This window comes from Streptomyces sp. NPDC094147 (assembly GCF_044764265.1).
Classification (GTDB): domain Bacteria; phylum Actinomycetota; class Actinomycetes; order Streptomycetales; family Streptomycetaceae; genus Streptomyces.
On record NZ_JBIWHT010000013.1, the window covers coordinates 32,201 to 55,072 of the forward strand.

Below are 22,872 nucleotides of genomic sequence, written 5' to 3' on the forward strand. Positions count from 1 at the left end.
CGATCCTAAGCGGTCGCCGGGCACGCGCCGAGCCCCCGTCGGGCCAGGTGCCGGCGGCCCCACCACGCCTCGGCTCGCACCGCCGCTCCGGAAGATGCCGCCGCGGCCCGCCGACCCCCTTGGCGACGGGTCCCCACCTCCGTCAGGATCGGCCGTGACGCACGCCCCAGGGACGGCCGACTCCCTGGCCCACCGTCCGACCGCACCAGCTCCTTCCTGGAGGTCTCCGCACCATGAACACTGCCGTGTCGCCCCGCTGGCTCGTCGGCGGGGTGCCGCCGCGTCCCGCCGCCCCCAAGCTCTACTGCTTCGCGCACGGGGGCGGTTCGGCCACGGAATACCTCCGCTGGGCCGCCGACCTGCCGGGCGTCGAGGTCCAGGCCGTGCAACTGCCCGGCCGCGGTTCGCGGTTCGGCGAGCCGGGGTTCGCCTCGATGGAGGCGCTGGTCGCGGCGTTCCTCGCCGAGGTGCCGCTGAGCCGGGCGCCGTACGCTTTCTTCGGGCACAGCCTGGGGGCGCTCATCTCGTACGAGATCACCCGCGCCCTGCGGGCCGCCGGCCGCCCACTGCCCGCCCGCTTGATCGTCTCCGGCTTCCCCGCGCCGCACCACCGCCATGAACGGGCCTCGGACCCGCTGCACCGGCTGTCCGACGACGAGCTGATCGAGCGGGTGGCGAGGATCCACGGCGGCATCCCGCAGGAGGTACTGGACTCGGCGGAGCTGCGGGAGCTGGTGGTCGGCCCGCTGCGGGACGACTACCGCGTTCTGGAGACGTACTCCTGGCGGGAGGCGGAGCCGCTGCCCGTGCCGATCACGGTGTTCGGCGGCCGGGACGACTCGATCGCGGCCGAGCGGCTCGACGCCTGGCGCGAGCACACCACGGGTGAGGTGACGGTACGTCACTTCCCCGGTGGCCACTTCTACTTGCACGCCGATCCCGCCCCGGTGCTGAGGGCACTGACCGAAGCGCTGGAGAGGGTCGGCTCACCGGACGGCGGTCGGCCACCGCACTCGGACCGCTCCTGACGGCCGACCGCCCCGGTCGCGCCGGGCGGCGCTCGCGTCGCCGTCCTCGCCGAACGGGCGGCGCTGTGGGTACCGTCCCGCCATGAGCAGCGAAGTGATCGTGGTGGGCGGCGGGGTCATCGGGCTGACGACGGCGATCGTCCTGGCCGAATCGGGGCGCCGGGTGCGGGTGTGGCGCGGGGAGCAGGCGCGGGGCACGGCCTCCGCGACGGCCGGGGGGCTGTGGTGGCCGTACCGCATCGAGCCGGAAATCCGCGTCGGCGCCTGGGCGTTGGCCTCGCTCCGGGTGTACGAGGAGCTCGCCCGGACGCCGGAGGCGACCGGGGTGCGGCTGGTCGAGGGGCTGCACGCCGGGACCGGGCTAGACGGTCTCGGGCCGTGGGCGGCCGAGGTGGCCGGACTGCGCCCGTGCCCGCAGGGGCTGCGGGCCAGGCTCCCGCTGATCGACATGCCGGTCCATCTCCAGTGGCTGGAGCGGCGGCTGGCGGACGCCGGGGGCACGGTGGAGACGCGGGAGATCGAGCGCCTTCCGGATGCGCCGGTCGTGGTCAACTGCACGGGCCTGGGCGCCCGGAATCTCGTACCGGATCCCGAAGTGCGGCCGGTACGGGGTCAGTTGGTGGTGGTCGAGAATCCGGGGATCCGGGACTGGTACACCGCGGTGGAGCACGGCGGCTCGGAGACGACCTACTTCTTCCCCCAGCCGTACGGGCTGCTCCTGGGCGGCACCGCCGAGGAGGACGACTGGAACCCGGCGCCCGATCCGGCGACGGCCGAGCGGATCATCGCGCGCTGTGCGCTGGTGCGCCCCGAGATCGCCGGGGCGCGCGTGCTCGCCCACCGGGTGGGGCTGCGCCCGGTACGGGACTCTGGGGTGCGCGTCGAGCGCGAACCGGCTCCGGACCGTGGGGTGTTGGTGCACAACTACGGACACGGTGGCGCCGGGGTGACGGTGGCCTGGGGCTGCGCGGAGGAGGCGGCGGCGCTGGCCGCCTCCTCCTCCGCGCCCCCTTCTTCCGGCTGACTCAGCAGCGCTCGACGGGCTCGGCCTCGGTCAGCGCGTACTGGGCCCGCGCGTCGAGCAGCAGCGGCACCAGGGCGCGCAGCGACTGGCGCAGCGGAACGAGGGCTCCCCCGTCGGGCGTCCGCTTCAACTGGACGCCGTGCAGGGTGAGTTGCTCCTTGACCTGTTGGTACTGGGCGGGGCTCAGGCGGTAGCCGCACGGTGGATCGCGGAGGATCTCCGCGGGTGTCGGGGGCGCGTTGTCGGCGCCTGCGAGGTAGACCGGCCCTTGGTCGCGGTATCCGGCGACGCGGGCCGCGCCCGTGGCCGCCTCGACGGCTCCCCGACGCTCCGCCACAAACGTGAACAGTCCGTCGAGACCAGTCAGTTGGGAGTCGACGCGGCGTCGGTTGTTTACCGCCGGATCGGCCTTCTCCGCGTCGGTCATCGCATCCGAGCGGCTCTCGATGAGCAGGGCGACGGCGTGTTTGATGCCCGCCGTGTTGCGCAGGATCCGTTCCTGGCCGTCGCCTGCGACCTGCTTGACGGGGGCGCCGGTGGCCGGGTCGGTCCAGATGCCGTAGGTGCCGGTACGGTAGCCCGCCTCCCGCGCGGCCGCGCGGACGTAGTCGCCGGACAGGTTCTGCGCCTCCTGGTGCACCTTGCGAGAGGTGTTGAGGTTGCGCGGCCAAAGGTCGAAGAGGTCCTTGTCGTAGTACTTGGGGGTGGCCCGGTACTCGTGCAAGTCGTAGACGACATCGGGGTGTTGGTCACGCATCACCGTGGCCGTGGCCCGCGCCTCCGCGGTCTTCAGGGCGATGTGGTCGCGGTTGATGTCGGCGCCTTGGGAGTTCTCCCGGGTGTCGGCGGCCCGGCCGTCGGGGTTGGCGGTCGGGATGACCAGGACGGTGGTGCGCTCCAGGAAGCGCAGCGTCGTCCGGTCCTTGGCCAGCGCGAGGTCGCGGATCGTGGTGAGACACGCCTCGCGTCCTGCCGGTTCGTCACCGTGCTGACTGCACACGAGAAGCACGGTGTCCGTGGTGTGCCCGCCGCCGATGCGCACCTCTTGCAGCGGACGGCCCTGCCGGGTGGTGCCGATCCGGTACACCGAGGTCCGCTCGCTGAGCCGGTCGACCGCGGCGAGGAACGCCTGCTCCTCCGGCTGGCTGGTCCAGCGCGCCCCGTCGCTGTTCTCGAAGCCGGTCCGGGGCACGGTGGAACTCGCCGCGGCGGGCGCGGTGACCAGGGGGACGGCGAGCGCGGCCGCCGTCACCCCCAGCAGCACCAGACGTGCTTTCACCGGCGGACGTCCCCCGGCAGCCGCTGCGTCATGCGCGGAACCGGAACGCCCTTGGGCGCCACGAAGTTGCCCGCCCCGAGCTGCGGACGCGTACCGGAAGTGGCCCGCACGAACGCCCAGGGGCCGCCCACGAACGGCACCTTCGCCGCCGTGCGCGCCAGGTCCACCGTGAGGGTCGGCCTGCTCGCCGGCGCATTGATGAGGCCGTTGTCGGTGCCCGCGACGATCAGCGCGAGCCGGTGTCCGGCCGGGACGACGTGGTCGGTGGCGGCCAGGTCGAGCGTGATGGTGTACGGCTTTCCGGGGGTCAGCGGGACGCCCTTGGTGGCGGAGGCGTAGTGACCGAGGTCGGCCCAGCCGCGGCTGAAGACGGTGTAGCCGACGTCCTTCTTGTCGGCCGAGGTCGTCAGGAAGCAGGAGCTGTCACCGGCCGTGCTCGCGCCCCAGCAGGTGCGGTCGGTGCCGGTGACGATGCCCTCGCCCGCCCCTGCGTAGTTGCGGATCGTGTCGGGCCCCAGGTCCACGAGGACCGCCGACAGGTAGGCGCTGCTGGTCGTCGGCGTCGCGGTGACGGTCACCTTGGACGAGCCGGACACTCGCAGGTCCTTGGTGAGCGGCTGGGTGGTGAAACCCGCCTTGTCGGGCGTCGACTTGTCGATCTGGGCGGCCCAACTCGTCTCGTCGAGGGCCGGGTTGTCGGTGAACGTCGAGGTGGTTCCGGCGGGCGCGGGGCTCAGCGCGAGCCCGCCGACCCCGGCGGCGGGGCCGCTCACCGGATGCACCGTGGTCGCCGCGGTGCCGGCCGGCGGCCACACGCGGTCGGTGCTCCACTGGTCGGGGTGGCGCTCGATGTCGGCCATGGGGCGGCGTTCGATGCCGTTGTCGTAGCCGAGCAGGTAGTGGTCGAACCACTGGTGGAGGGTGGCCACCCAGTCGCTGCGCCGGTAGTCGAACGGGTCGACGTGGCTGGTCTGCGACAGCCAGATCTTCCGCTCGACCCCGTTCGCGGCGAGCGCGTCCCACCACTGGCCGAAGTTCTTCGTACGGACGTTGAGATCCTGCATGCCGTGCACAACGAAGACACTGGCCTTGACGTTGTCGGCCTGGCGGACGTAGTCGCGTTCGGTCCAGAGATTCGTCCAGTCGCCGCTGCGCGGGGAGCCGTCGACGAGCTTCTTCTGCACCGCGGCGCAGTGCGCCTGCGCGTCCGGGCTTTCGACGTAGCCGGCGAGGTCGGCGGGGCCCCCGTCGTAGAGCTGGGCGCCCTTGGCGAAGTAGTAGTCGTACCAGGACGAGATGGCGCTGATCGGCACGATCGTCTTGAGGCCCTCGACGCCGGTGGCGGCCACCCCGTTGGCTATGGTGCCGTCCCAGCTCTTGCCGATCATGCCGGTGCGGCCGTTGGTCCACCCGGCGGTGGCGCGCTCGCTGCCCGTCCGCGTGGTGTAGGCGCGGGCGCGGCCGTTCAGCCAGTCGATCACGGCCTTGGCGGACTGGATGTCGGAGCGGCCGCCGACGTCGACGCAGCCGTCCGAGCGGTTGGTTCCGGCCAGGTCCACGCCGACGAAGGCGTAGCCGCGCGGCACGAAGTAGTTGTCGTAAAAGAGCGGCATCTGGACGACGTCGCCGTTCGCGTCGTACGTCTTGAGCTGGCTCTCGTTGCCGCGTCCGCAGCACGAGTAGTAGGGGCTGGCGTCCATGATGACCGGTATCTTGCGGCCCTGCTGAGCGGGCTCGCGCGGCCGGACGATGTCGACCGCGACCCGGTCGCTCTTGCCGTCCCCGTCACCGTCCAGACCGGTGTCCACCCAGACGGCCTCACGGATGGCGTTCTCGTACGAATAGACCGGCTGGCTCTCCCGGACATGGGCCGCCTGGGCGCCCGCCGGGGCGATCAGCACCGCGGCCAGGGCGGCCACGGCCGCGAAGACGAAGGATCTGAGGGGGCGCGACCTGTTGGATCGTGTCCTGAGGCGGGTGCCCCGCGTGCGTATCGACATGGGCGGACGGTACTCCGGTCAACTCCCGCGCAAAAGAGGGTAGTCGAGAAACCAAAGCGACCGAAGCCGTACAAGTCAACATGTCGGCCGAATGGCGATCGTGTGACAGCAGGGGCCATGGACATGACCGGAGCGGGAAGGGCTGAATAGGGTCCGAAGAGATCGTTCACCCCACGACGACCCTTACGACTTGGAGCTTTTGTGCACCGCAAAATCATCGCCCCGAGCGTGCTCGCCGCCTCCCTGCTGCTGGTGATCCCGGCATCGGCCGCGGACTTCACTCCGGGCGCCCCGGGCATCGGCGACCCCTACTACCCGACCAGCGGCAACGGCGGCTACAACGTCTCGCACTACGACCTGAGGCTCAAGTACCAGCCGAAGACCGACCTGTTGGAAGGCACGGCGACACTGCTCGCCACCACCCAGCAGGACCTGTCCCGCTTCAACCTGGACTTCGGGCTCGCCGTCAGCGAAGTGCGGGTGAACGGCGCCAAGGCGACCTTCGCCAAGTCCGGCAGCCATGAGCTGGAGATCACTCCGGCCACCCCGCTGCCGAAGGGCCGGTCCATCACCGTGGTGGTGAAGTACGCGGGCAAGCCCTCCGAGCTGAAGGTCGACGGCTGGACGGCCTGGCAGCGCACCCCGGACGGCGGCGTCGCCGCCCAGGAGCCGGACTCCGCCGTGTGGTGGTTCCCGTCCAACGACCACCCGCTGGACAAGGCCACCTACGACGTGTCGGTCAAGGTCCCGGACGGCACCCAGGCCATCAGCAACGGCGTGCTGCAGGGCCAGAGTTCGAAGCTCGGCTGGACGACGTACAACTGGCGCTCCAACAAGCCGCAGGCGTCCTACCTCGCCACGCTCGCCGTCGGCAAGTTCGACATCACGACCGACAAGACCGCGAGCGGACTGCCGGTCCTCAACGCGTACAGCAAGGATCTCGGCGACAACGACGGGGCGGCGCGCGCCAGCGTCGAGCGCACCAAGGACGTCGCCGAGTGGCTGGAGAGCGTCTTCGGCACGTACCCGTTCAACGCGCTCGGCGGGTACGTCCCGAACGTGCCGAGCCACTTCGCCCTGGAGACGCAGACCCGCCCGTTCTACAGCCCCGCGCAGTTCGCCAAGGGCGCCAACGTCTCGGTGGTCGTGCACGAGCTGGCGCACCAGTGGTACGGCGACAGCGTCTCGGTCAAGGGCTGGAAGGACATCTGGGACAACGAGGGCTTCGCGTCCTACGCCCAGTGGCTCTGGTCGGAGAAGGAGGGCGAGGGCACCGCGCAGGAGCTGGCGGACTGGGTGTACGCGCAGCACCCGGCCGACGACCCGTTCTGGAAGGTGAAGCCGGGCGACCCGGGGCCGGACAACCAGTTCGACGCCGCCGTCTACGACCGGGGCGCGCTCGCCATCCAGGCGCTCCGCAACACGGTCGGCGACGCGTCCTTCTTCAAGATCCTCAAGGGCTGGCCGACCGAGCACGCCTACGGCAACGCGGCGGTGGGCGACTTCGTGAAGTACGCCGAGAAGGTCTCGGGCAAGCCGCTCGCGGAGCTCTTCGACACCTGGCTCTTCCAGCCCACCAGGCCTTCCAACTCGGCTGCGGCGAAGGCGAAGTTCACGGCCTTCTCGGGCGTCAGCGGAGCACAGCCGGGCAGGTCGGCCCACACGGTGAAGCCCGTCGAGCCGAAGTCGTGGAAGCAGATCGCCGCGACGCGTTCGGGGCACGCGGGGCACTGAGGGGAGCGGCGCGGGGGAGGTGAGCGGGGAGAGCGGGCGCGCTCTCCCCGCAGCGGGCAGGGCTCTTCCGCCCGCCTCCCCCGCGGGTCCGGCACCCGATACGCTGGCCCGGATCCGCCGATGAGGAGAACTCGCCTTGACCGAGCAGTACTTCGGCACGCGTCCCACCCTCGAAGCCGTCGCGGCGCGCGCCGGTGTCTCCCGGGCCACCGCGTCCCGGGTCGTCAACGGCGGTACCGGGGTGCGCCCGCCCCTCGTCGACAAGGTGCGCCAAGCGGTCGAGGAACTGGGCTACGTCCCCAACCCTGCGGCCCGTTCGCTCGTCACGCGCCGCACCGGCGCGGTCGCCGTGATCGTCGCGGAGCCGGAGACCAGGTTCTTCTCCGACCCCTTCTTCTCCCAGCAGATCCGCGGCATCAGCAGGGAACTCACCGCGCACGACACCCAGTTGGTGCTCCTCCTGGTCGAGGGCCCCGAGGACTACGGGCGGGTGTCCCGCTATCTGACGGGTGGTCATGTCGACGGGGCGCTCGCCTTCTCACTGCACGACGAGGACCCGCTGCCCGCGATCACCCGGGACGCCGGGATGCTGACGGTCTACGGCGGCCGGCCGGGCTGGCCCACGGATGTTCCCTACGTCGATGCCGACAACCGGGGCGGGGCGCGCCAGGCCGTACGCCATCTGCTCTCGATCGGCCGCGGGCGCATCGCCCACATCGCGGGCCCGCTCGACCAGACGGCTTCGACGGACCGCCTCGACGGTTACCGGGACGTCCTTCCGGAGGCCGATCCGACGCTGGTGGCCGAGGGGGCGTTCACGCCGGAGAGCGGGGCCCGCGCGATGGCCGAACTGCTGGCGCGCCGCCCGGACTTGGACGCCGTGTTCGCCGCCAACGACCTGATGGCTTCGGGTGCGCTGCGGGTGCTGCGGGAGCGCGGCAGGCGAGTGCCCGAGGATGTCGCACTGGTCGGCTTCGACGACATGGCCTCGGTGGCGGAGGCGACCGACCCGCCGCTGACGACCGTGCGCCAGGAGATCGAGGAGATGGGCCGGCTGATGGCGCGCCTGCTGCTGCGCGGACTCGACCAGGGCGGCACCGAGGCGGCCCCGCCCGCCCCGGTGATCACCCCGACGACACTGATCCGACGCGCTTCGGCGTGAGGTCGGTGGTCAGCGGTCAGCGGTCAGCGGGATCGCACCCGGCCGCCCGCCGAACGCCGGAACTCCGCCCTGGCCCTGCGGGCGAGCGGCAGAAAGCGCAGCCGCTCCGGCAGTACGGGGACCACGGCCCGCACCACCCGGCCGAAGCGGCGCAGCTTCCGCTCCTGCTCGTCCGTCCAGTCGAGCCCTATCGCCTCGCGTGCGTCCGGCGGCATGAATCCGATGGTGACGAACCGCCTGAAGCGCGCGAAGGGCGGAAGCAGCACCGGCCAGAGCGCTCTCAGGAGCAGCCGCAGGAGCAGCGGACCGCGGTCGGGGGGCGGGAGGGGCCGGTCGGTGGCGACCAGCTCCTCGACCACGACGTTGCTGCGGATCTCGTCGGCGAGGACCTTGCGGTAGTAGGGCCAGAACTCCTCGATGGTCTGCGGCATGTCCCGGTCGTGGATGCCGAGGATCCGGCCGACCTGGAGCCACTCCGCGTACAGCTTGCGGTGCTGGGCGTCGGTGAACGGACGGCCGAGGTACTGCTGGGCGTGCGCGTAGACGGGGTATCCGGTGGCGTGCACCCACGCGTAGTAGGCGGGCGTGAGCGCGTGGTAGCGCCGGCCGGTGGCGTCCGTGCCCTGGATGGTCTTGTGCAGCTGACGGAGTCGGCGCCCTTCCTCGGCGGCCCGGTCGCCTCCGTACACCCAGAGCTGCAACGAACGCAGGGAGCGCTCTCCGCGGCCCCACGGGTCGGTGCGGAACACCGAGTGCTCGTCGACGCCCGCACCGACCGCGGGGTGCGCGACCTGCATGGTGAGCGCGGCGGGCAGCGTGAGGAGCATTCGGATGTCCCCGGCGAGGCTCCACAGCACGCCGCCGGGCGGCGGCGGCACGGGTGCGGCGTCGCGGCGGTTCATGGGTGGGCTTCCTGGGGCTGACGGGGTCTGTGGTGCTGCCGGGTCTATAGGTGTTCCAGTATGCGATCACCCAGGGCACGACGGCACGCCGCCCAGGTCACAGAGCATGCGGGACCCAGCTCACAGAGCACACGGGGCCCAGGTCACAGACGGAGCGACTCCGAATTACACGCCGCCCGAGCCCGTCCGGGCTGCCCGCAGCGACGCCCCCGGCGCGGTCGGCTCGCCGGGGGATGTTCCTGCGGTCCGGCTCAGCGCTCGGCCGGGGCCGGGAGGGCCTCGCCGAGGATTCGGCCGGCCAGCTCGGTGGCCAGGACGTTCACGTACGGGCGCAGCTCCGCCTCGGCGGCGGTGCGGGCCGCGGCGATGTCCGCGGTGCCGGCGGCGAGGATCTCGTCCCGCTCCCGGACGCCCTCGGCGCGGGCCTCGGCTATCGCGGCGGTGCCGTCCTCCTTGGCCTGCTGCCTGATGCGGGCCGCCTCATGGCGCGCGTCGGCGAGCTCGGCCTCGTACTGCGCGCGCACCTCGGCCGCCTCCGCGAGCACGGCTTCGGCCTCGTGCGTACGGCCCGTGGTGAGCGCCTCCCGCTCCTCCAGCGTCCGCTTGATGCGGGGCAGCAGGACGCCGGCCATCACCCAGAAGCAGAGCGCGAACAGCACCAGGCCGATCAGGAGATCCGGCACCGTGGGATTGAGCGGGCCCACATCGATGGGGAGGAGATTCACGCCTGGCACCTTCTCTCTCACACGCGCCCGGGGCTCATGCGGCCTGAGCTGTCGTTCTCCAGATCGTACGACAGGGGTACGACAGCGAGTGCGGGGAGGTTGCCTCCGGTCGGATGCGGCTGCCGTTCGGTGCCCGACGGTCCAATCCCCCAGCGCGCGAAGGGGAGTTCACGGCCGGGGTTCAGCGGTGGCTGGATTAGAACGTTCTTATAGAAAGGCGTTCTAGATCTGGCTATCGTGCGCGGCAGGCGCCGCGGCGCTCCCGTCCGGGTGTGGCCGACCGCAGTCCAGTAACCAGTTCCGCAGGGGGGGAGATCTCCGATGACGCTCCGTACCGACCAGAGACGGATCCTCGACGGCGGGGGTACGCCGTGAAGGCCGGGCGGGGCGGGGGCAGACCTCGGCCGGGGTTCTTGCGCCTGAAGGCGGCGGTCGCCGCGGTGGGCGCCGCGCTCCTCCTGCTGGGCGCGCCTCCCGCACACGCCGACGCCCCGGCCCCGCCGACGATGGCCGACGGGTTCGGGCTGACCCAGACAGGCGCGGCCACCGGCACCGCCACCAACTTCGTGATCACCGTGAAGACGGCCCAGGTCGCCGGGGAGCACCACATCCGGATCCTGCTGCCCGCCGACTACGCGGCGAACCCGGCCAAGCGCTACCCGGTGTTCTACTTCCTGCACGGCGCCTCCGACGATCCGGCCAACCCGTACTTGGCCTATCCCGCCCTCACCGCGGCCACCTCGATGATCACGGTGATCCCGGACGGCGGCCTCCGTGGCTGGTACGCCGACTGGCTCGACCAGAACACCGCCGCGGGCGCGCAGAACTGGGAGAGCTTCCACATCAACCAGGTGATCCCCTTCGTCGACGCCAACCTGCGCACCCTCGCGACCAAGCAGGGGCGGGCCGTCGCCGGGCTCTCCATGGGCGGCTTCGGCGCCCTGCACTACGCCCAGCGCCATCCGGACCTGTTCAGTCAGGTCGCCACGTTCTCCGGCGCCGACGACCTCTCGGTGGACCACATGGTGATGCGGGGCGCGGTCGTCGCCACGCTCACCAATGCCGGTGCCCCGCTCTGCGGCTCCAGTTCCCCGACCTGTTCCCTCAACTTCGGCCCCACGGTGTCCAGTGACGCGATCTTCGGCTCGCCGTATCCCGTCTTCAACGCCGACTGGCGCTGGAACGAGGCCGACCCGTCCACACACATGGGCGCGCTGGCCGGCCTGGGCATCGCGATCTACACCGGCAACGGCAACGGCGATCCCTCGAACATGGAGTTCTGGGCCCAGTCGGCGGCACAGCACGCCAAGGACCACCTCGACGCCCTCGCCCACCCGTACCACTACGTGGACTACGGCAACGGTGCCGGCTGGGGCTCCCACTGCAACGGCGGCCACGAGGGCGGCTGTTGGGCCCAGGACCTCGTGGACTACGTACCGCGTCTGGAAGCGGCGTTCGCCTCACCCTGACCCGCCCGTCGTCGTTCGTTTCAGCCTCACCCTCCAAGGGACCCCGAGAGACAAGGACACACCCATGTCATTGGCCACGAACCACCCCCCGAGACACCCGGTCCCCTGCCTGCGGATGATCGCCGTCTTAGTGGCGACCTGCTGCGTGGCTCTGGGGATCGCACTGTCCCCGTCCATGACGGGCACCGCTCACGCGGACGGGACCTGCGGCAACCCGGTCCAGTGCGCGAACTTCACGTCGTTGAGCAACGGCCGCGCGCTCGACGTGCAGAACGGCTCGCTCAATGACGGGGCCTTCATCGTGACCAACTCGGCGCCCGGCTACCACGAGTCCTGGCGGCTGAACGTCAACGCGAAGGACTCCTCGTTCACCATCGTGAACAACGCGACGGGCAAGTGCATCGACACCGGCTGGCCGGCCCTGCGCCAGCAGACCTGCAAGGGCCAGTCGAGCCAGCGGTGGTACCTCCAGCCGGTCGCGGGGACCGCCAACTCGTACCTGATCCGCCACGAGGACGACGACCAGTGCCTGGACCTCACCGCCAGCGCGCAGTACGACGACGCCTGGACCGGTCTGTCCGTCTGCCACGGCGGGCAGAACCAGCAGTGGAGCGCGCCCGACGGGGCCCGGAACCTGGCCGTCGACCACGCCGCCACCCGGTGCCAGAAGGACACCTCCTCCTGCTCCTGGGCCGTGAAGAACGAGGCCCCCGCCGCTCCCCTGCCGACGACGTGCGCCTCCTCGGTCTGGTTCAACAACACCAGCGGCACCATCTCGCAGGCCTTCTCGGTGACCAATGAGACCGGCTGGTCCAACCAGATCGGCAACACCATGTCGGCCAACTTCGGCACCGGCAACCTGCCCGGAGTGTCCGCGAACGTCACCTCCGAGCTCTCCTTCCAGAGCACCTGGAGCGGATCGACCAGCGTCAACAACAGCGTCACCGTGCCCGTGCCGTCCAAGAACTACGGCTGGGTGACCCTGTCGGTGCTGGCGCGGAAGGTCACCGGCACCTGGACCTTCGACGCGCACGGGTTCCCCTGGACCGCCGACGACACCGTCACCGTCCCGCTGAAGGACGACCCGAGTGGTGGCGCGACGATGTACATCGCGAACACCAGCACCACCTTCACCTCCTGCGTCTGAACCAACTCTGCCCGGCCCAACGGCAGTTGCCGACCGGGCCGGGCCATGAAAGGGCTCAGGGCCCCGTGGGGAGATGTCGCGCCTCTCAGGTGAACTGGCCCCAGGTACGGGCGCACAGGACGAGGCGGTAGCCGTCCGGGTCGGTGATCGTCGCGCCGTGCTCGTCCCGGTACGTGTTGCGCGCGGGGACCCGGGTGCCGCCGGCGGCGACCGGTCGGGTGATCAGGGCCTCGCCCACCGGGGTCCCCAGGTAAGACCACGAACAGGTCGTCCACGGTCGGGGTGGGTTCCAGCGGACGCTCGGGGTCGTGCGTCAACTTGAAGTGCCAGGACCCGCCGGGCGGGCCGACCGTGAGGAGGCCGTGCTCGCCCGGGATGCGCTCGGTGGTGCGCCACAGGACTTCGAGCCCGAGGCCGTCCACGTAGAAGCGTTCCGCGGCGGTGAGGTCCCGCGAGGGGCGGGCCCACCCGGACGTGAACGGCGCAGTCGATCAGGCCGAGCGCTCCAGGGCTGCACGCCATGCGGGGCTGTCGACGTAGTGGTTGTCGAAGCGCTCCGCCGACTCGGCGATCTCCTTCGGGTCGGCCTCGCCGCGCATCACCCGGCCGAGCAGACGCAGGTAGTCGAACCGGCCCATGCCGGGGGTGAACACGAACAGGACGTCCGCCTCGGCACCGGGCGCCGCGGCGAAGGCGTGCGGGGTGTGCGGCGGCACCGCCAGGAAGTCGCCCGCGTTCAGGACGGTGACCTCGTCCCCCACCAGCACCTGCAGGGACCCGCTGATCACGAAGAACAGCTCCGTCGCCTTGGCATGGAAGTGCGCCGGCGCCCCGACGGCCCCTTTGCTGAAGGTGGACCGGTAGCTCGTGAACCCGCCGGCACCAGCGGCGTCCGAGTCGGCCAGCAGGGTCATCACGCTGCTCGGGTCGGCACAGGTCTCGGCGTCCACGTGGCGGGTCAGCACTGCCGGGAGAGCGGTATCGAGCGTGGTAGCGGGGTTGGTTTCCTCAGTCATGATCATGACTCTACGGTCCGAAGTGCTCCACACACCAGGCCATTCCGGCACCGGAGAACTGGGCCAATTACTCGGTACAACGGATGCCTGACCGGACCGGCCACGGATGGGGAAGCCTGGCCGTCCGGGCCGCGGGAACCGCCTGCCTCCGGCCACGTCAGCGCGGGCGACCTCTGCACCGCGGTCGAGACGGGCCGCCTTTACCGGGTCTGGGCACTGATCGGCTTCGGTTCCAACCTGGTGGCCTCGCAGCCCGGCTCCGACGCATCACCGCAGCCCCTGCGCGCACTCGACTTCCAGGTGCACCTCGACCTGTTGCACAACCTGCAAAGCAGCACGACGTTTCCCGGCGGCCGGCACCGGTCACCGCAGTTGTTCTCAACTCTGCGTAAGTTGATCGGTCGCTGCCGCCAGTTCGCCGACTCTCGTGACCATCCGCCAACCATCGCGAACGGTCACAGCGACCTCCCCCGCCACCGACCAGGCCCCCGGGCACTTTCACAACTGTGGTGAGACAGCAATACTGTTGCACCGGATCGGCCGCGCACACCGGCGGCCGGGGACACCGGGGAAGCGAGGCAGTGCCATGGCGACGGAGACCGGGGAGCCGACCCTCACGGTCGACGAACTGGCCGCGCGGGCCGGCGTCACCGTGCGCACCATTCGCTTCTACAGCACGCGCGGGCTGCTGCCGCCGCCCGTGATCGGGCCGCGCCGCGTCGGTCACTACGGTCCCGCGCACCTGTCCCGGCTCGCCCTCATCGAGGAGTTGCAGCACCACGGGATGACGCTGGCGGCGATCGAGCGCTACCTCCAGCAGCTTCCGCACGACCTGAGCGCGCACGACCTCGCCATCCACCGCGCCGTGGTGGCCTCCTGGGCCCCGGACTCCGCCGACGACGCGACCCGCGCCGAACTGGAACGGCGGGCGGGCAGGGCGCTCTCGGCCGACGACATCGACCGCCTCGCGGCGATGAACGTCCTGGAGCGGGTGCCCGGTTCGCCCGACGCCTTCCGCGTGGACCCGGGGCTCCTCGCGCTGGGCGTCCAGCTCCTGGACGTACCGATCGCACACGAGACGATCCTGGCGGCGCGCACGGTGGTCCTCGAACACACCCGGGCGGCGGCGAAGGAGCTCACCCGGCTGTTCCAGGACGAGGTGTGGGGGCCGTACCGGGAGCGCGAGCGCGACCCGGAGGCCGTGGAGGCGATGAAGTCGCTCTCGGCCCACATGCAGCCCATGGTGGTCCAGGCCCTGGTGACCGCGTTCCAGCGCTCCCTCAAGGAGGAACTGCGCGCCCGGTACGCGGACGAGCCCTGAGCGGGCGGGCGCCTGCCGAGCCTCCCCGCGCGAACCGGAGGGGCGGCGCCGGCCGAGTACCTCCCGGCCGGCGCCCCCTCACCTCACGCGTCCCCGAACCTCTCCCCCTTCTCCGCCTTCTCCACGAGCAGCGCCGGCGGCAGGAAGCGCTCTCCGTAGCGTTCCGCCAGTTCGCGGGCGCGGGCCACGAAGCCCGGCAGTCCGCCCTCGTACCCGTTGATGTACTGGATGACGCCGCCGGTCCAGGCCGGGAAGCCGATGCCCATGATCGAGCCGATGTTGGCGTCGGCGACCGAGGTGAGGACGCCCTCCTCGAAGAGGCGCACCGTGTCCAGGGACTCGGAGAAGAGCATCCGCTCCTTCATGTCCTCGAACGGGATCTCGTACCCGGGCTTCGTGAAGTGCTCGCGCAGGCCCGGCCACAGCCGGCCCCGCTTGCCGTCCTCGCCGTACTCGTAGAACCCGGCGCCACCGCTGCGGCCGGTCCGGCCGAACTCGTCCACCATCTTGTCGATGACCGCGTCCGAGGGGTGGCCGGGCCAGACGCCGCCCGCTTCCTCGATGGCGCGCTTCGTCTCGTTGCGGATCTTGCGCGGCAGGGTCAGGGTCAGCTCGTCCATCAGGGACAGGACCTTGGCCGGGTAGCCGGCCTGCCCCGCCGCCTGCTCGACGGACGCGGGCTCGATGCCCTCGCCGACCATGGCGACGCCCTCGTTGATGAAGTGCCCGATCACCCGCGAGGTGAAGAATCCGCGCGAGTCGTTCACGACGATCGGCGTCTTCTTGATCTGGCGTACGAGGTCGAACGCGCGGGCCAGGGCCTCGTCGCCGGTGCGCTCGCCCTTGATGATCTCGACCAGCGGCATCTTGTCGACGGGCGAGAAGAAGTGCAGGCCGATGAAGTCGACCAGCCGGGAGACGCCCTCGGCCAGTGAAGTGATGGGCAGCGTCGAGGTGTTGGAGCACAGCAGCGCATCGGGCTCCACGATGTCCTGGATCTCCTGGAACACCTTGTGCTTGAGCGAGGGGTCCTCGAAGACCGCTTCGATGACGGCGTCGCAGCCCGCCACCGCCTGCGGGTCGGCGGTCGGCGTGATGCGGGCGAGCAGCTCGTCGCGCTTGGCCTCGGTCGTACGGCCCCGGGAGAGCGCCTTCGCGAGGAGCTTCTCGGAGTACGCCTTGCCCTTCTGGGCGGCTTCGAGCGACACGTCCTTCAGTACCACGTCGAGGCCGGCCCGCGCGCAGGAGTACGCGATGCCCGCGCCCATCATCCCGGCGCCGAGGACCGCGACCTTGCGGACCGGGCGCGCCTCGATGCCCTTGGGGCGGCTGACACCGGAGTTGACTGCCTGGAGGTCGAAGAAGAACGCCTGGATCATGTTCTTCGAGGTCTGCCCGGTGACCAGCTCGGTGAAGTAGCGGGCCTCGATGGTCAGTGCGGTCTCGAAGTCGACCTGCGAGCCCTCCACGGCGGCCGCGAGGATGTTGCGCGGCGCCGGGTAGGGCGCGCCCTGCAACTGCTTCTTCAAGTTGGCGGGGAACGCGGGCAGGTTGGCGGCGAAGCGGGGGTTGGACGGCGTACCGCCGGGGATCTTGTAGCCCTTGACGTCCCAGGGCTGCTGGGACTCCGGGTGGGCGTCGATGAACGCGCGCGCCTTGGCCAGCATCTCCTCGGGCGTGGCGGCGACTTCGTGGACGAGGCCGTTCTCCAGGGCGCGCTGCGGGGAGTACTGGGTGCCCTGGAGCAGCACCTTGAGCAGGGCGTCCGTGATACCCATGAGGCGCACGGTACGGGTCACTCCGCCGCCGGCCGGGAGCAGGCCGAGCGTGACCTCGGGGAGGCCGATCTTGGAGCCGGGCGCGTCGAGCGCGACGCGGTGGTGCGAGGCGAGCGCGATCTCGTAACCCCCGCCCAGGGCCGCGCCGTTGATGGCGGCGACGACCGGCTTGCCCAGGGTTTCGATGCGGCGCAGCGAGTTCTTGATGGCGGTGCCGGTGTCGAAGGCCTGCTGGGCGAGCTCGGGGCCGACCCGGATCATGTCCTTCAGGTCGCCGCCCGCGAAGAAGGTCTTCTTGGCGGAGGTGTAGATGATGCCGCGAATGGAGTCCTTCTCGGCCACGGCGCGCTCCGCGACGGCCGCGATGGAGTCCTTGAAGGCCTGGTTCATGGTGTTGGCGGACTGGTTGGGGTCGTCCAGTACGAGGGTGACGACACCGGTCTCGTCCTGTTCCCAGCGGATGGTGGTGCTCTCGGTCATGGCTCGGATTCTCCGTATGAGGGTGCCGGGAAGGACGGTCAGAGACGCTCGATGACGGTGGCGATGCCCATGCCGCCGCCGACGCAGAGCGTGGCGAGGCCGTAGCGCAGGTCGCGGCGCTCCAGCTCGTCCACGAGGGTGCCGAGGATCATCGCGCCGGTAGCGCCGAGGGGGTGGCCCATGGCGATGGCGCCGCCGTTGACGTTGACCTTGTCGAGGCTGAGGCCCATGTCCTTGACGAAGCGGAGCACGACCGCGGCGAAGGCCTCGTTGATCTCCACGAGGTCGATGTCGTCGATGGTCAGTCCGGCCTTGGCGAGCGCCTTGCGGGTGGCGGGCGCGGGGCCGGTGAGCATGATGGTGGGCTCGGATCCGGAGACGGCCGCGGAGACGATGCGGGCCCGCGGGGTCATGCCGTAGCGCTCGCCGACCTCCTTGGAGCCGATGGCCACGAGGGCCGAACCGTCCACGATTCCGGAGGAGTTGCCCGCGTGGTGGACGTGGTCGATCTGCTCGACCCAGTGGTACTTCTGCAGGGCCACGGCGTCGAAGCCGCCCATGTCACCGATCGCGGCGAACGAGGGATTGAGGCCCGCCAGGGAGTCCGCCGTGGTGCCCGGACGCATGTGCTCGTCGTGGTCGAGGACGACGAGGCCGTTGCGGTCCTTGACGGGGACGACGGAGCGCGCGAACCGGCCGGCCTTCCACGCCTCGGCGGCCCGCTCCTGGGAGAGCGCGGCGAACTCGTCCACGTCGCGCCGCGAGTAGCCCTCGATGGTGGCGATGAGGTCGGCACCGATGCCCTGCGGGGCGAAGTTGGTGTCGAAGTTGGTCATCGGGTCGGCGAACCAGGCGCCGCCGTCGGAGGCCATCGGGACGCGCGACATGGACTCGACGCCGCCCGCGAGCACCAGGTCCTCCCAGCCCGAACGGACCTTCATGGCAGCCATGTTGACCGCTTCGAGGCCGGAGGCACAGAAGCGGTTCTCCTGTACGCCGGCGACCGTGTCGGGCAGCCCGGCGGCGATCGCCGCGATGCGGGCGATGTCGGAGCCCTGGTCGCCGACCGGGCCGACGACGCCCAGCACGATGTCGTCGATGGCGGCCGGGTCCAGGCCCGGGAAGCGCGCCTGGATCTCGTGGATCAGGCCGACCACGAGGTCGATCGGCTTGGTGCCGTGCAGGGCTCCATTGGCCTTGCCGCGTCCGCGCGGGGTGCGGATCGCGTCGTACACATACGCTTCGGTGCTCAACGTCAGCAGCCTTTCCGATGAGGGTGGTTCTTGAGAGCGGTATCAGCCGAGCAGGGAGCGGCCGATGATCTCCTTCATGATCTCGGTCGTGCCACCGTAGATCGTCTGGATCCGGCCGTCCGTGAAGGCCTTGGCGACCCGGTACTCGGTCATGTAGCCGTAGCCGCCGTGCAGTTGGAGGCAGCGGTCGGCGACGCGCTTTTGCAGTTCGGTGGCCCACCACTTGGCCATCGAGGCGTGCACGGCGTCGAGTTCGCCGTTGGAGTGGTCCACGATGCAGCGGTCGAGGAAGGTGCGGGTGACGGCGCACTCGGTGGCCATCTCGGCGATCTCGAACCTGATGTGCTGGAGCTTGGCCAGCGGCCGGCCGAAGGCCTCGCGCTCCTTGACGTAACTCGTGGTGATCTCCAGGAGGTGTTCGGCGGCGGCGATTCCGGCGACCGCGATGCCCATCCGCTCCTGGGCGAGGTTGGTCATGAGGTGGATGAAGGCGCCGTTGAGCTCGCCGAGGAGGTTGTCCTTCGGGACGCGTACGTCGTGGAAGAACAGCTCGGCCGTGTCCTGCGACTTCTGCCCGATCTTGTCGAGGTTGCGGCCGCGCTCGAAGCCTTCGGCGCCGCGCTCGACGACCAGGAGTGACAGGCCCTTCGCGCCGCCCTCGGGAGTGGTCTTGGCGACCACGACGACCAGGTCGGCGAGGATGCCGTTGGAGATGAACGTCTTGGAGCCGTTGAGGAGCCAGTGGTCACCCTTGTCCTCGGCGGTGGTGCGGATGCCCTGGAGGTCGGAGCCGGCGCCGGGTTCCGTCATGGCGATGGCGGTGATCAGGGAGCCGTCGCAGAATCCGGGCAGCCAGCGCCGCTTCTGCTCCTCGGTGGCGAGCCCGGTCAGATAGGGGCCGATGATGTCGTTGTGCAGGCCGAGCGCGAGTCCGGCGGCCCCGGCCCGGGTGAACTCCTCGGCGAGCACCGCGCTGTAGCGGAAGTCGGCGTTGCCGCCGCCGCCGTACTCCTCGGGCACGGCGAGCCCGAGGAGCCCCTGCCGGCCGGCCGCGAGCCAGGCCTCGCGCGAGACGATGCCGTCCTTCTCCCACTGCTCGTAGTGCGGCAGGACCTCCTTGGCGAGGAAGGTGCGTACGGTCTCGCGGAACGCCTCGTGCTCGGCGGTGAAGATCTGCCGTTTCAACTCAAGCCTCCTGTACGGGAGTTGCCGGATGGTCGATGAGCTCCGGCAGGTCCCAGTCGCGGGCGACCTCCGCCGTGTGGGCGCCGGGCAGCGCGGGGGGCCGGTGGATCGATCCGGGGGTGGCGGAGAAGCGCGGCGCGGGCGCGGGCTGGGTCATGCCGCCGTGGTAGGTGAAGGTGCCCCGGGCCGCCAGGTGCGGGTGGCGGGGCGCTTCCGTCAGGGACAGGACGGGCGCGACACAGGCGTCCGAGCCCTCGAAGACGGCCGTCCACTGGGCGCGGGTGCGGGTGCGGAAGCGTGCGGCGATGGTGGTGCGCAGCTCGGCCCAGCGCGCGAGGTCCTTGCGGGCCGGGGCGGCGTCCTCGATGCCGAGGAGCCGGATGAACTCGTCGTAGAACTGCTGCTCCAGGGAGCCGACCGCCATGTACTGGCCGTCGGAGGTCTCGTACGTGCCGTAGAAGGGGCAGCCGCCGTCGAGGAGGTTGGCGCCGCGCCGGTCCTGCCAGCCGCCGGCCGCGAGCATGCCGTGGATCATCGTGGCGAGGTGCGCGCTCCCGTCGACGATCGCGGCGTCCACGACCTGCCCCGCTCCCCCGGTCCGGACGTGCTGGAGGGCGGCGAGCACGCCGATGACGAGGTAGAGCGAGCCGCCCGCGTAGTCGCCGACGAGGTTGGCGGGGACGGTGGGGCCCTCGTCCGGCTTGCCGATCATGTTGAGGGTGCCGGTGATGGCGATGTACGCGATGTCGTGTCCGGCCCGCTGGGCGAGCGGCCCGTCCTGGCCCCAGCCGGTCATCCGCCCGTAGACCAGCCGGGGGTTGCGGGCGAGGCAGTCCTCGGGGCCGACGCCGAGGCGCTCGGCGACGCCGGGCCGGTAGCCCTCGATGAGGATGTCCGCGCGCTCGACCAGGTCGAGGACGCGGGCCGGTCCCTCCGCCGCCTTCAGGTCGATGATCACGGAGCGCTTGTTGCGGTTGGTGAGGTCGTACGCCGGATCGATGGCGAGTCCGGCGCCGCCGGGGCGGTCCACGCGCACCACGTCGGCGCCGAGGTCGGCGAGGAGCATGGCGGCGAACGGGCCCGGCCCGATGCCCGCCAGCTCGACCACGCGCACCCCGGCCAGCGGGCCGGTTCCTGTCGCTGTCATCAAGCCCCCAGCACTGTGACACAACTGATGTAACATCAGTGATGCTAAGAACACGTTCCACTCCGCACAAGCCCCAGCGAGCAAGCGCTTAGTGCGATGGAGTGGCGTTCGGGCGCCGGTTGCCCCGATACGCCGGGCTTGCCCAGCACCTTCCCCGCCTGTGACCACGGCAGTGGCACGCTCCCGGGCTGCCCGCAGCGCGGACGCACGCTAGCCTCTGCAACCGGCATCAGCCGACAGCGGCACCAGGCAGCAGAAGTGCGGAGGCACAAGGGTGGAACGGTCGAAGCGGGATTACGACATCGTGCTGTTCGGCGCGACGGGTTTCGTCGGGTCGCTGACCGCCGAATACCTCGCGGCCCACGCACCCGCGGACTGCCGGTGGGCGATCGCCGGCCGCAGCCGCGCCAAGCTGGAGCGGCTGCGCGAGCGGCTCGCGAAGATCGACCCGGCGTGCGCCACGCTCCCGCTCGTCACCGCCGACTCGACCGACCCCGCCTCGCTGCGCGCGCTCGCCGGATCGGCGCGGGTCGTCGCCACCACGGTCGGCCCCTACGTCTGGTACGGCGAGGGCCTGGTCGCGGCCTGCGCCGAGGCGGGCACCGACTACCTCGACCTGACCGGCGAGCCGGAATTCGTGGACACGATGTACGTGCGCCACGACGCGCGGGCCCGCGAGACGGGGGCCCGTCTGGTGCACTCCTGCGGTTTCGACTCGGCGCCGCACGACCTCGGGGTGCTCTTCACCGTGCGGCAGCTGCCGTCGGGGGTGCCGCTGCGCATCGACGGCTTCGTACGGTCGAACGCGACCTTCTCCGGCGGGACCCTGGCCTCGGTGCTGACCGCGCTCGGCCGTGGTGCGCAGACCGCGCGGGCCGCCCGGGAGCGCCGGCTGCACGAGCCGCGCCTGGTGGGGCGCCGGGCCCGCGCCCCGATCGGCGCACCGCACTTCAGCAGGGAGACCGACGCCTGGGCGGTGCCGCTGCCCACCATCGACCCGCAGGTGATCGCCCGTTCCGCGGCGGCCGACGAGCGGTACGGTCCCGACTTCCGCTACCGGCACTTCGCCGCGGTGAAGCACCTCCCGGTGGCCATCGGCGGGGTGGCCGCGGCGGGCGCCGTCGCCGCCGCCACCCAACTCCCGCCCGCGCGCGACTGGTTGATGAGCCGCTATGAATCGGGACGGGGTCCGGACGAAGCCCGGCGCCGGCGCAGCTGGTTCACGGTCCGGTTCGTCGGCGAGGGCGGCGGTCGGCGGGTCTTCACCGAGGTGTCCGGGGGCGATCCCGGCTACGACGAGACGGCGAAGATCCTCGCCGAGGCCGCACTGAGCCTCGCCTTCGACGAACTCCCCGAACTCGCAGGCCAGTTGACCCCTGCCACGGCGATGGGCGAGACCCTGATCGAGCGGCTGCGGGCCGCCGGAATGCGCTTCCGGGTGGCCGGCACCCGCTGATCCGACCCTGAGGCGGAGCCCTGCGTCAGCGGGCGGTGTCGACCGCCGCCTTCAGGGCCCGGCGGCACAGTGAGTCGGCGAGCCGGGTGGACTCGGGGAGGCGGTAGCGCCCGGCCAGTTGGAGGGTGTGCGCGCAGGCGTTGTCGAGGCTCACCTTGTGGCCGACCGAGACGAAGACGGGCTTGACCGCGTCCTGGGTGCGCAGGGCGCGGCCGACCTCGGTCCCGTCGTCGGCGAGCAGCGGGGAGCTGTCGCCGCGGCGGGGGCCGGGCTGCTCGTAGGTGAAGGTGAACGGGTTCTTGGCGACGCCGATGACGGGCAGCCCGGTGAGCACGCCGAGGTGGCTGGCGAGCCCGAAGCGGCGCGGGTGCGCGAGGCCGTAGCCATCGCAAATGACCGTCCCCGGGCCCGAGTTGAGCGCTTCCAGCGCGGCGAGCACGGTGGGGATCTCGCGGAAGGCCAGCAGTCCGGGAACGTAGGGGAAGGCCACCCGGCCCACCGCGGTGGCTTCCTCGACCACCTCCAGGGTCGCGGCGTCCAGCACGACGGCGGCGGCGACGACCAGGTCCCGCTCGTCGTCGTACGCCACGTCCACCCCGGTGACGAGCCCCTCGCCGGGCGGCGGCCCCGGCCGGTCGAGCACGACGCGGCCGCGCAGCTCGTCCTGTGTGGCGAGGGCGGCCGCCTCATCGGCGGGCCAGCCGTCCGGAATCCCCGTGATCATCTCCATGCCGCCAACCCTAGAGGGTGCCCGGCAGCGGCGGGC

Annotated in this window: 18 protein-coding genes and 1 pseudogene; 8 read left to right on the forward strand and 11 right to left on the reverse strand. The window is 71.2% G+C overall.

The window, feature by feature from the left end; genetic code table 11:
• Positions 1 to 233: 233 nt before the first annotated feature.
• Together ACIQ8J_RS20385 and ACIQ8J_RS20390 are read left to right on the forward strand one after the other, a co-directional pair.
• The gene (locus ACIQ8J_RS20385) at positions 234 to 1,028 is read left to right on the forward strand and encodes a thioesterase II family protein (RefSeq protein WP_403273757.1); all 795 of its coding nucleotides are present in this window, start codon (positions 234 to 236) and stop codon (positions 1,026 to 1,028) included.
• An 82-nt stretch (positions 1,029 to 1,110) separates the two neighbouring features.
• Complete coding sequence (locus tag ACIQ8J_RS20390; protein ID WP_403273754.1) at positions 1,111 to 2,052, forward strand: FAD-dependent oxidoreductase; 942 nt, start codon at positions 1,111 to 1,113, stop codon at positions 2,050 to 2,052.
• A 1-nt stretch (position 2,053) separates the two neighbouring features.
• Here ACIQ8J_RS20390 and ACIQ8J_RS20395 read toward each other — a convergent pair whose 3' ends face one another.
• Both ACIQ8J_RS20395 and ACIQ8J_RS20400 read right to left on the reverse strand, forming a co-directional pair.
• A complete protein-coding gene (locus ACIQ8J_RS20395) occupies positions 2,054 to 3,331 on the reverse strand; it encodes a M14 family metallocarboxypeptidase (protein WP_403273752.1) in 1,278 nt (425 codons plus the stop codon).
• Complete coding sequence (locus ACIQ8J_RS20400) at positions 3,328 to 5,331, reverse strand: Xaa-Pro dipeptidyl-peptidase (protein ID WP_403273750.1); 2,004 nt, start codon at positions 5,329 to 5,331, stop codon at positions 3,328 to 3,330. The genes ACIQ8J_RS20395 and ACIQ8J_RS20400 overlap by 4 nt, the downstream gene beginning before the upstream one ends.
• Before the next feature lie 201 nt (positions 5,332 to 5,532).
• Between ACIQ8J_RS20400 and ACIQ8J_RS20405 the strand changes: the two genes are divergently transcribed.
• Together ACIQ8J_RS20405 and ACIQ8J_RS20410 are read left to right on the forward strand one after the other, a co-directional pair.
• The gene (locus tag ACIQ8J_RS20405) at positions 5,533 to 7,065 is read left to right on the forward strand and encodes a M1 family metallopeptidase (protein WP_403273747.1); all 1,533 of its coding nucleotides are present in this window, start codon (positions 5,533 to 5,535) and stop codon (positions 7,063 to 7,065) included.
• Positions 7,066 to 7,201: 136 nt separating this feature from the next.
• Positions 7,202 to 8,227, forward strand: coding sequence for a LacI family DNA-binding transcriptional regulator (locus ACIQ8J_RS20410; protein WP_403273744.1), 1,026 nt, complete (start codon positions 7,202 to 7,204; stop codon positions 8,225 to 8,227).
• A gap of 23 nt (positions 8,228 to 8,250) precedes the next feature.
• On the opposite strand, the gene ACIQ8J_RS20415 is transcribed toward ACIQ8J_RS20410, so the two are convergent.
• On the reverse strand, positions 8,251 to 9,129 hold the full coding sequence (locus ACIQ8J_RS20415; RefSeq protein WP_403273742.1) for an oxygenase MpaB family protein: 879 nt from the start codon (positions 9,127 to 9,129) through the stop codon (positions 8,251 to 8,253).
• 251 nt (positions 9,130 to 9,380) lie between these two features.
• Positions 9,381 to 9,854 carry a hypothetical protein gene (locus ACIQ8J_RS20420; RefSeq protein ID WP_403273741.1) on the reverse strand — a complete coding sequence of 158 codons (474 nt, stop codon included), beginning with the start codon at positions 9,852 to 9,854 and terminating at the stop codon, positions 9,381 to 9,383.
• Between the two features lie 419 nt (positions 9,855 to 10,273).
• Here ACIQ8J_RS20420 and ACIQ8J_RS20425 point away from each other — a divergent pair, with 419 nt between their 5' ends.
• Both ACIQ8J_RS20425 and ACIQ8J_RS20430 read left to right on the forward strand, forming a co-directional pair.
• Positions 10,274 to 11,323: an alpha/beta hydrolase gene (locus ACIQ8J_RS20425; protein WP_403273834.1), complete on the forward strand. Its 1,050-nt coding sequence runs from the start codon at positions 10,274 to 10,276 to the stop codon at positions 11,321 to 11,323.
• A gap of 175 nt (positions 11,324 to 11,498) precedes the next feature.
• Positions 11,499 to 12,470, forward strand: coding sequence for a ricin-type beta-trefoil lectin domain protein (locus ACIQ8J_RS20430; RefSeq protein ID WP_403273738.1), 972 nt, complete (start codon positions 11,499 to 11,501; stop codon positions 12,468 to 12,470).
• Between the two features lie 85 nt (positions 12,471 to 12,555).
• Here ACIQ8J_RS20430 and ACIQ8J_RS20435 read toward each other — a convergent pair.
• Both ACIQ8J_RS20435 and ACIQ8J_RS20440 read right to left on the reverse strand, forming a co-directional pair.
• Positions 12,556 to 12,992, reverse strand: a pseudogene (locus tag ACIQ8J_RS20435) (VOC family protein).
• Entirely contained in the window at positions 12,962 to 13,486 is a 525-nt protein-coding gene (locus ACIQ8J_RS20440; RefSeq protein WP_403273736.1) for a cupin domain-containing protein, read from the reverse strand. The pseudogene ACIQ8J_RS20435 and the gene ACIQ8J_RS20440 overlap by 31 nt, the downstream one beginning before the upstream one ends.
• A 586-nt stretch (positions 13,487 to 14,072) precedes the next feature.
• Here ACIQ8J_RS20440 and ACIQ8J_RS20445 point away from each other — a divergent pair.
• The gene (locus ACIQ8J_RS20445) at positions 14,073 to 14,807 is read left to right on the forward strand and encodes a MerR family transcriptional regulator (protein WP_403273733.1); all 735 of its coding nucleotides are present in this window, start codon (positions 14,073 to 14,075) and stop codon (positions 14,805 to 14,807) included.
• Between the two features lie 83 nt (positions 14,808 to 14,890).
• Here the strand turns inward: ACIQ8J_RS20445 and ACIQ8J_RS20450 are convergent, their stop codons facing one another.
• From ACIQ8J_RS20450 to ACIQ8J_RS20465, 4 genes are read right to left on the reverse strand one after another with little or no spacing between them, the layout of a single operon-like run.
• Entirely contained in the window at positions 14,891 to 17,065 is a 2,175-nt protein-coding gene (locus tag ACIQ8J_RS20450) for a 3-hydroxyacyl-CoA dehydrogenase NAD-binding domain-containing protein (RefSeq protein ID WP_403273731.1), read from the reverse strand.
• A gap of 38 nt (positions 17,066 to 17,103) precedes the next feature.
• Complete coding sequence (locus tag ACIQ8J_RS20455; RefSeq protein ID WP_403273728.1) at positions 17,104 to 18,318, reverse strand: acetyl-CoA C-acetyltransferase; 1,215 nt, start codon at positions 18,316 to 18,318, stop codon at positions 17,104 to 17,106.
• 42 nt (positions 18,319 to 18,360) lie between these two features.
• The gene (locus tag ACIQ8J_RS20460) at positions 18,361 to 19,503 is read right to left on the reverse strand and encodes an acyl-CoA dehydrogenase family protein (RefSeq protein WP_403273725.1); all 1,143 of its coding nucleotides are present in this window, start codon (positions 19,501 to 19,503) and stop codon (positions 18,361 to 18,363) included.
• 1 nt (position 19,504) lies between these two features.
• Complete coding sequence (locus ACIQ8J_RS20465) at positions 19,505 to 20,650, reverse strand: CaiB/BaiF CoA transferase family protein (protein ID WP_403273722.1); 1,146 nt, start codon at positions 20,648 to 20,650, stop codon at positions 19,505 to 19,507.
• A 274-nt stretch (positions 20,651 to 20,924) separates the two neighbouring features.
• Here ACIQ8J_RS20465 and ACIQ8J_RS20470 point away from each other — a divergent pair, with 274 nt between their 5' ends.
• Positions 20,925 to 22,106: a saccharopine dehydrogenase family protein gene (locus tag ACIQ8J_RS20470; protein ID WP_403273719.1), complete on the forward strand. Its 1,182-nt coding sequence runs from the start codon at positions 20,925 to 20,927 to the stop codon at positions 22,104 to 22,106.
• A gap of 25 nt (positions 22,107 to 22,131) precedes the next feature.
• Here ACIQ8J_RS20470 and ACIQ8J_RS20475 read toward each other — a convergent pair whose 3' ends face one another.
• The gene (locus ACIQ8J_RS20475; protein ID WP_403273717.1) at positions 22,132 to 22,836 is read right to left on the reverse strand and encodes an endonuclease V; all 705 of its coding nucleotides are present in this window, start codon (positions 22,834 to 22,836) and stop codon (positions 22,132 to 22,134) included.
• Positions 22,837 to 22,872: the final 36 nt, after the last annotated feature.

Bases quoted from the DNA above. Each gene is read 5' to 3' on its own strand.
- ACIQ8J_RS20385 (WP_403273757.1), top strand. From the start codon at position 234: ATGAACACTGCCGTGTCGCCCCGCTGGCTCGTCGGCGGGGTGCCGCCG.
- ACIQ8J_RS20390 (WP_403273754.1), top strand. From the start codon at position 1,111: ATGAGCAGCGAAGTGATCGTGGTGGGCGGCGGGGTCATCGGGCTGACG.
- ACIQ8J_RS20400 (WP_403273750.1), bottom strand. From the start codon at position 5,331: ATGTCGATACGCACGCGGGGCACCCGCCTCAGGACACGATCCAACAGG.
- ACIQ8J_RS20415 (WP_403273742.1), bottom strand. From the start codon at position 9,129: ATGAACCGCCGCGACGCCGCACCCGTGCCGCCGCCGCCCGGCGGCGTG.
- ACIQ8J_RS20430 (WP_403273738.1), top strand. From the start codon at position 11,499: ATGACGGGCACCGCTCACGCGGACGGGACCTGCGGCAACCCGGTCCAG.
- ACIQ8J_RS20440 (WP_403273736.1), bottom strand. From the start codon at position 13,486: ATGACTGAGGAAACCAACCCCGCTACCACGCTCGATACCGCTCTCCCG.
- ACIQ8J_RS20445 (WP_403273733.1), top strand. From the start codon at position 14,073: ATGGCGACGGAGACCGGGGAGCCGACCCTCACGGTCGACGAACTGGCC.
- ACIQ8J_RS20450 (WP_403273731.1), bottom strand. From the start codon at position 17,065: ATGACCGAGAGCACCACCATCCGCTGGGAACAGGACGAGACCGGTGTC.
- ACIQ8J_RS20465 (WP_403273722.1), bottom strand. From the start codon at position 20,650: ATGACAGCGACAGGAACCGGCCCGCTGGCCGGGGTGCGCGTGGTCGAG.
- ACIQ8J_RS20475 (WP_403273717.1), bottom strand. From the start codon at position 22,836: ATGGAGATGATCACGGGGATTCCGGACGGCTGGCCCGCCGATGAGGCG.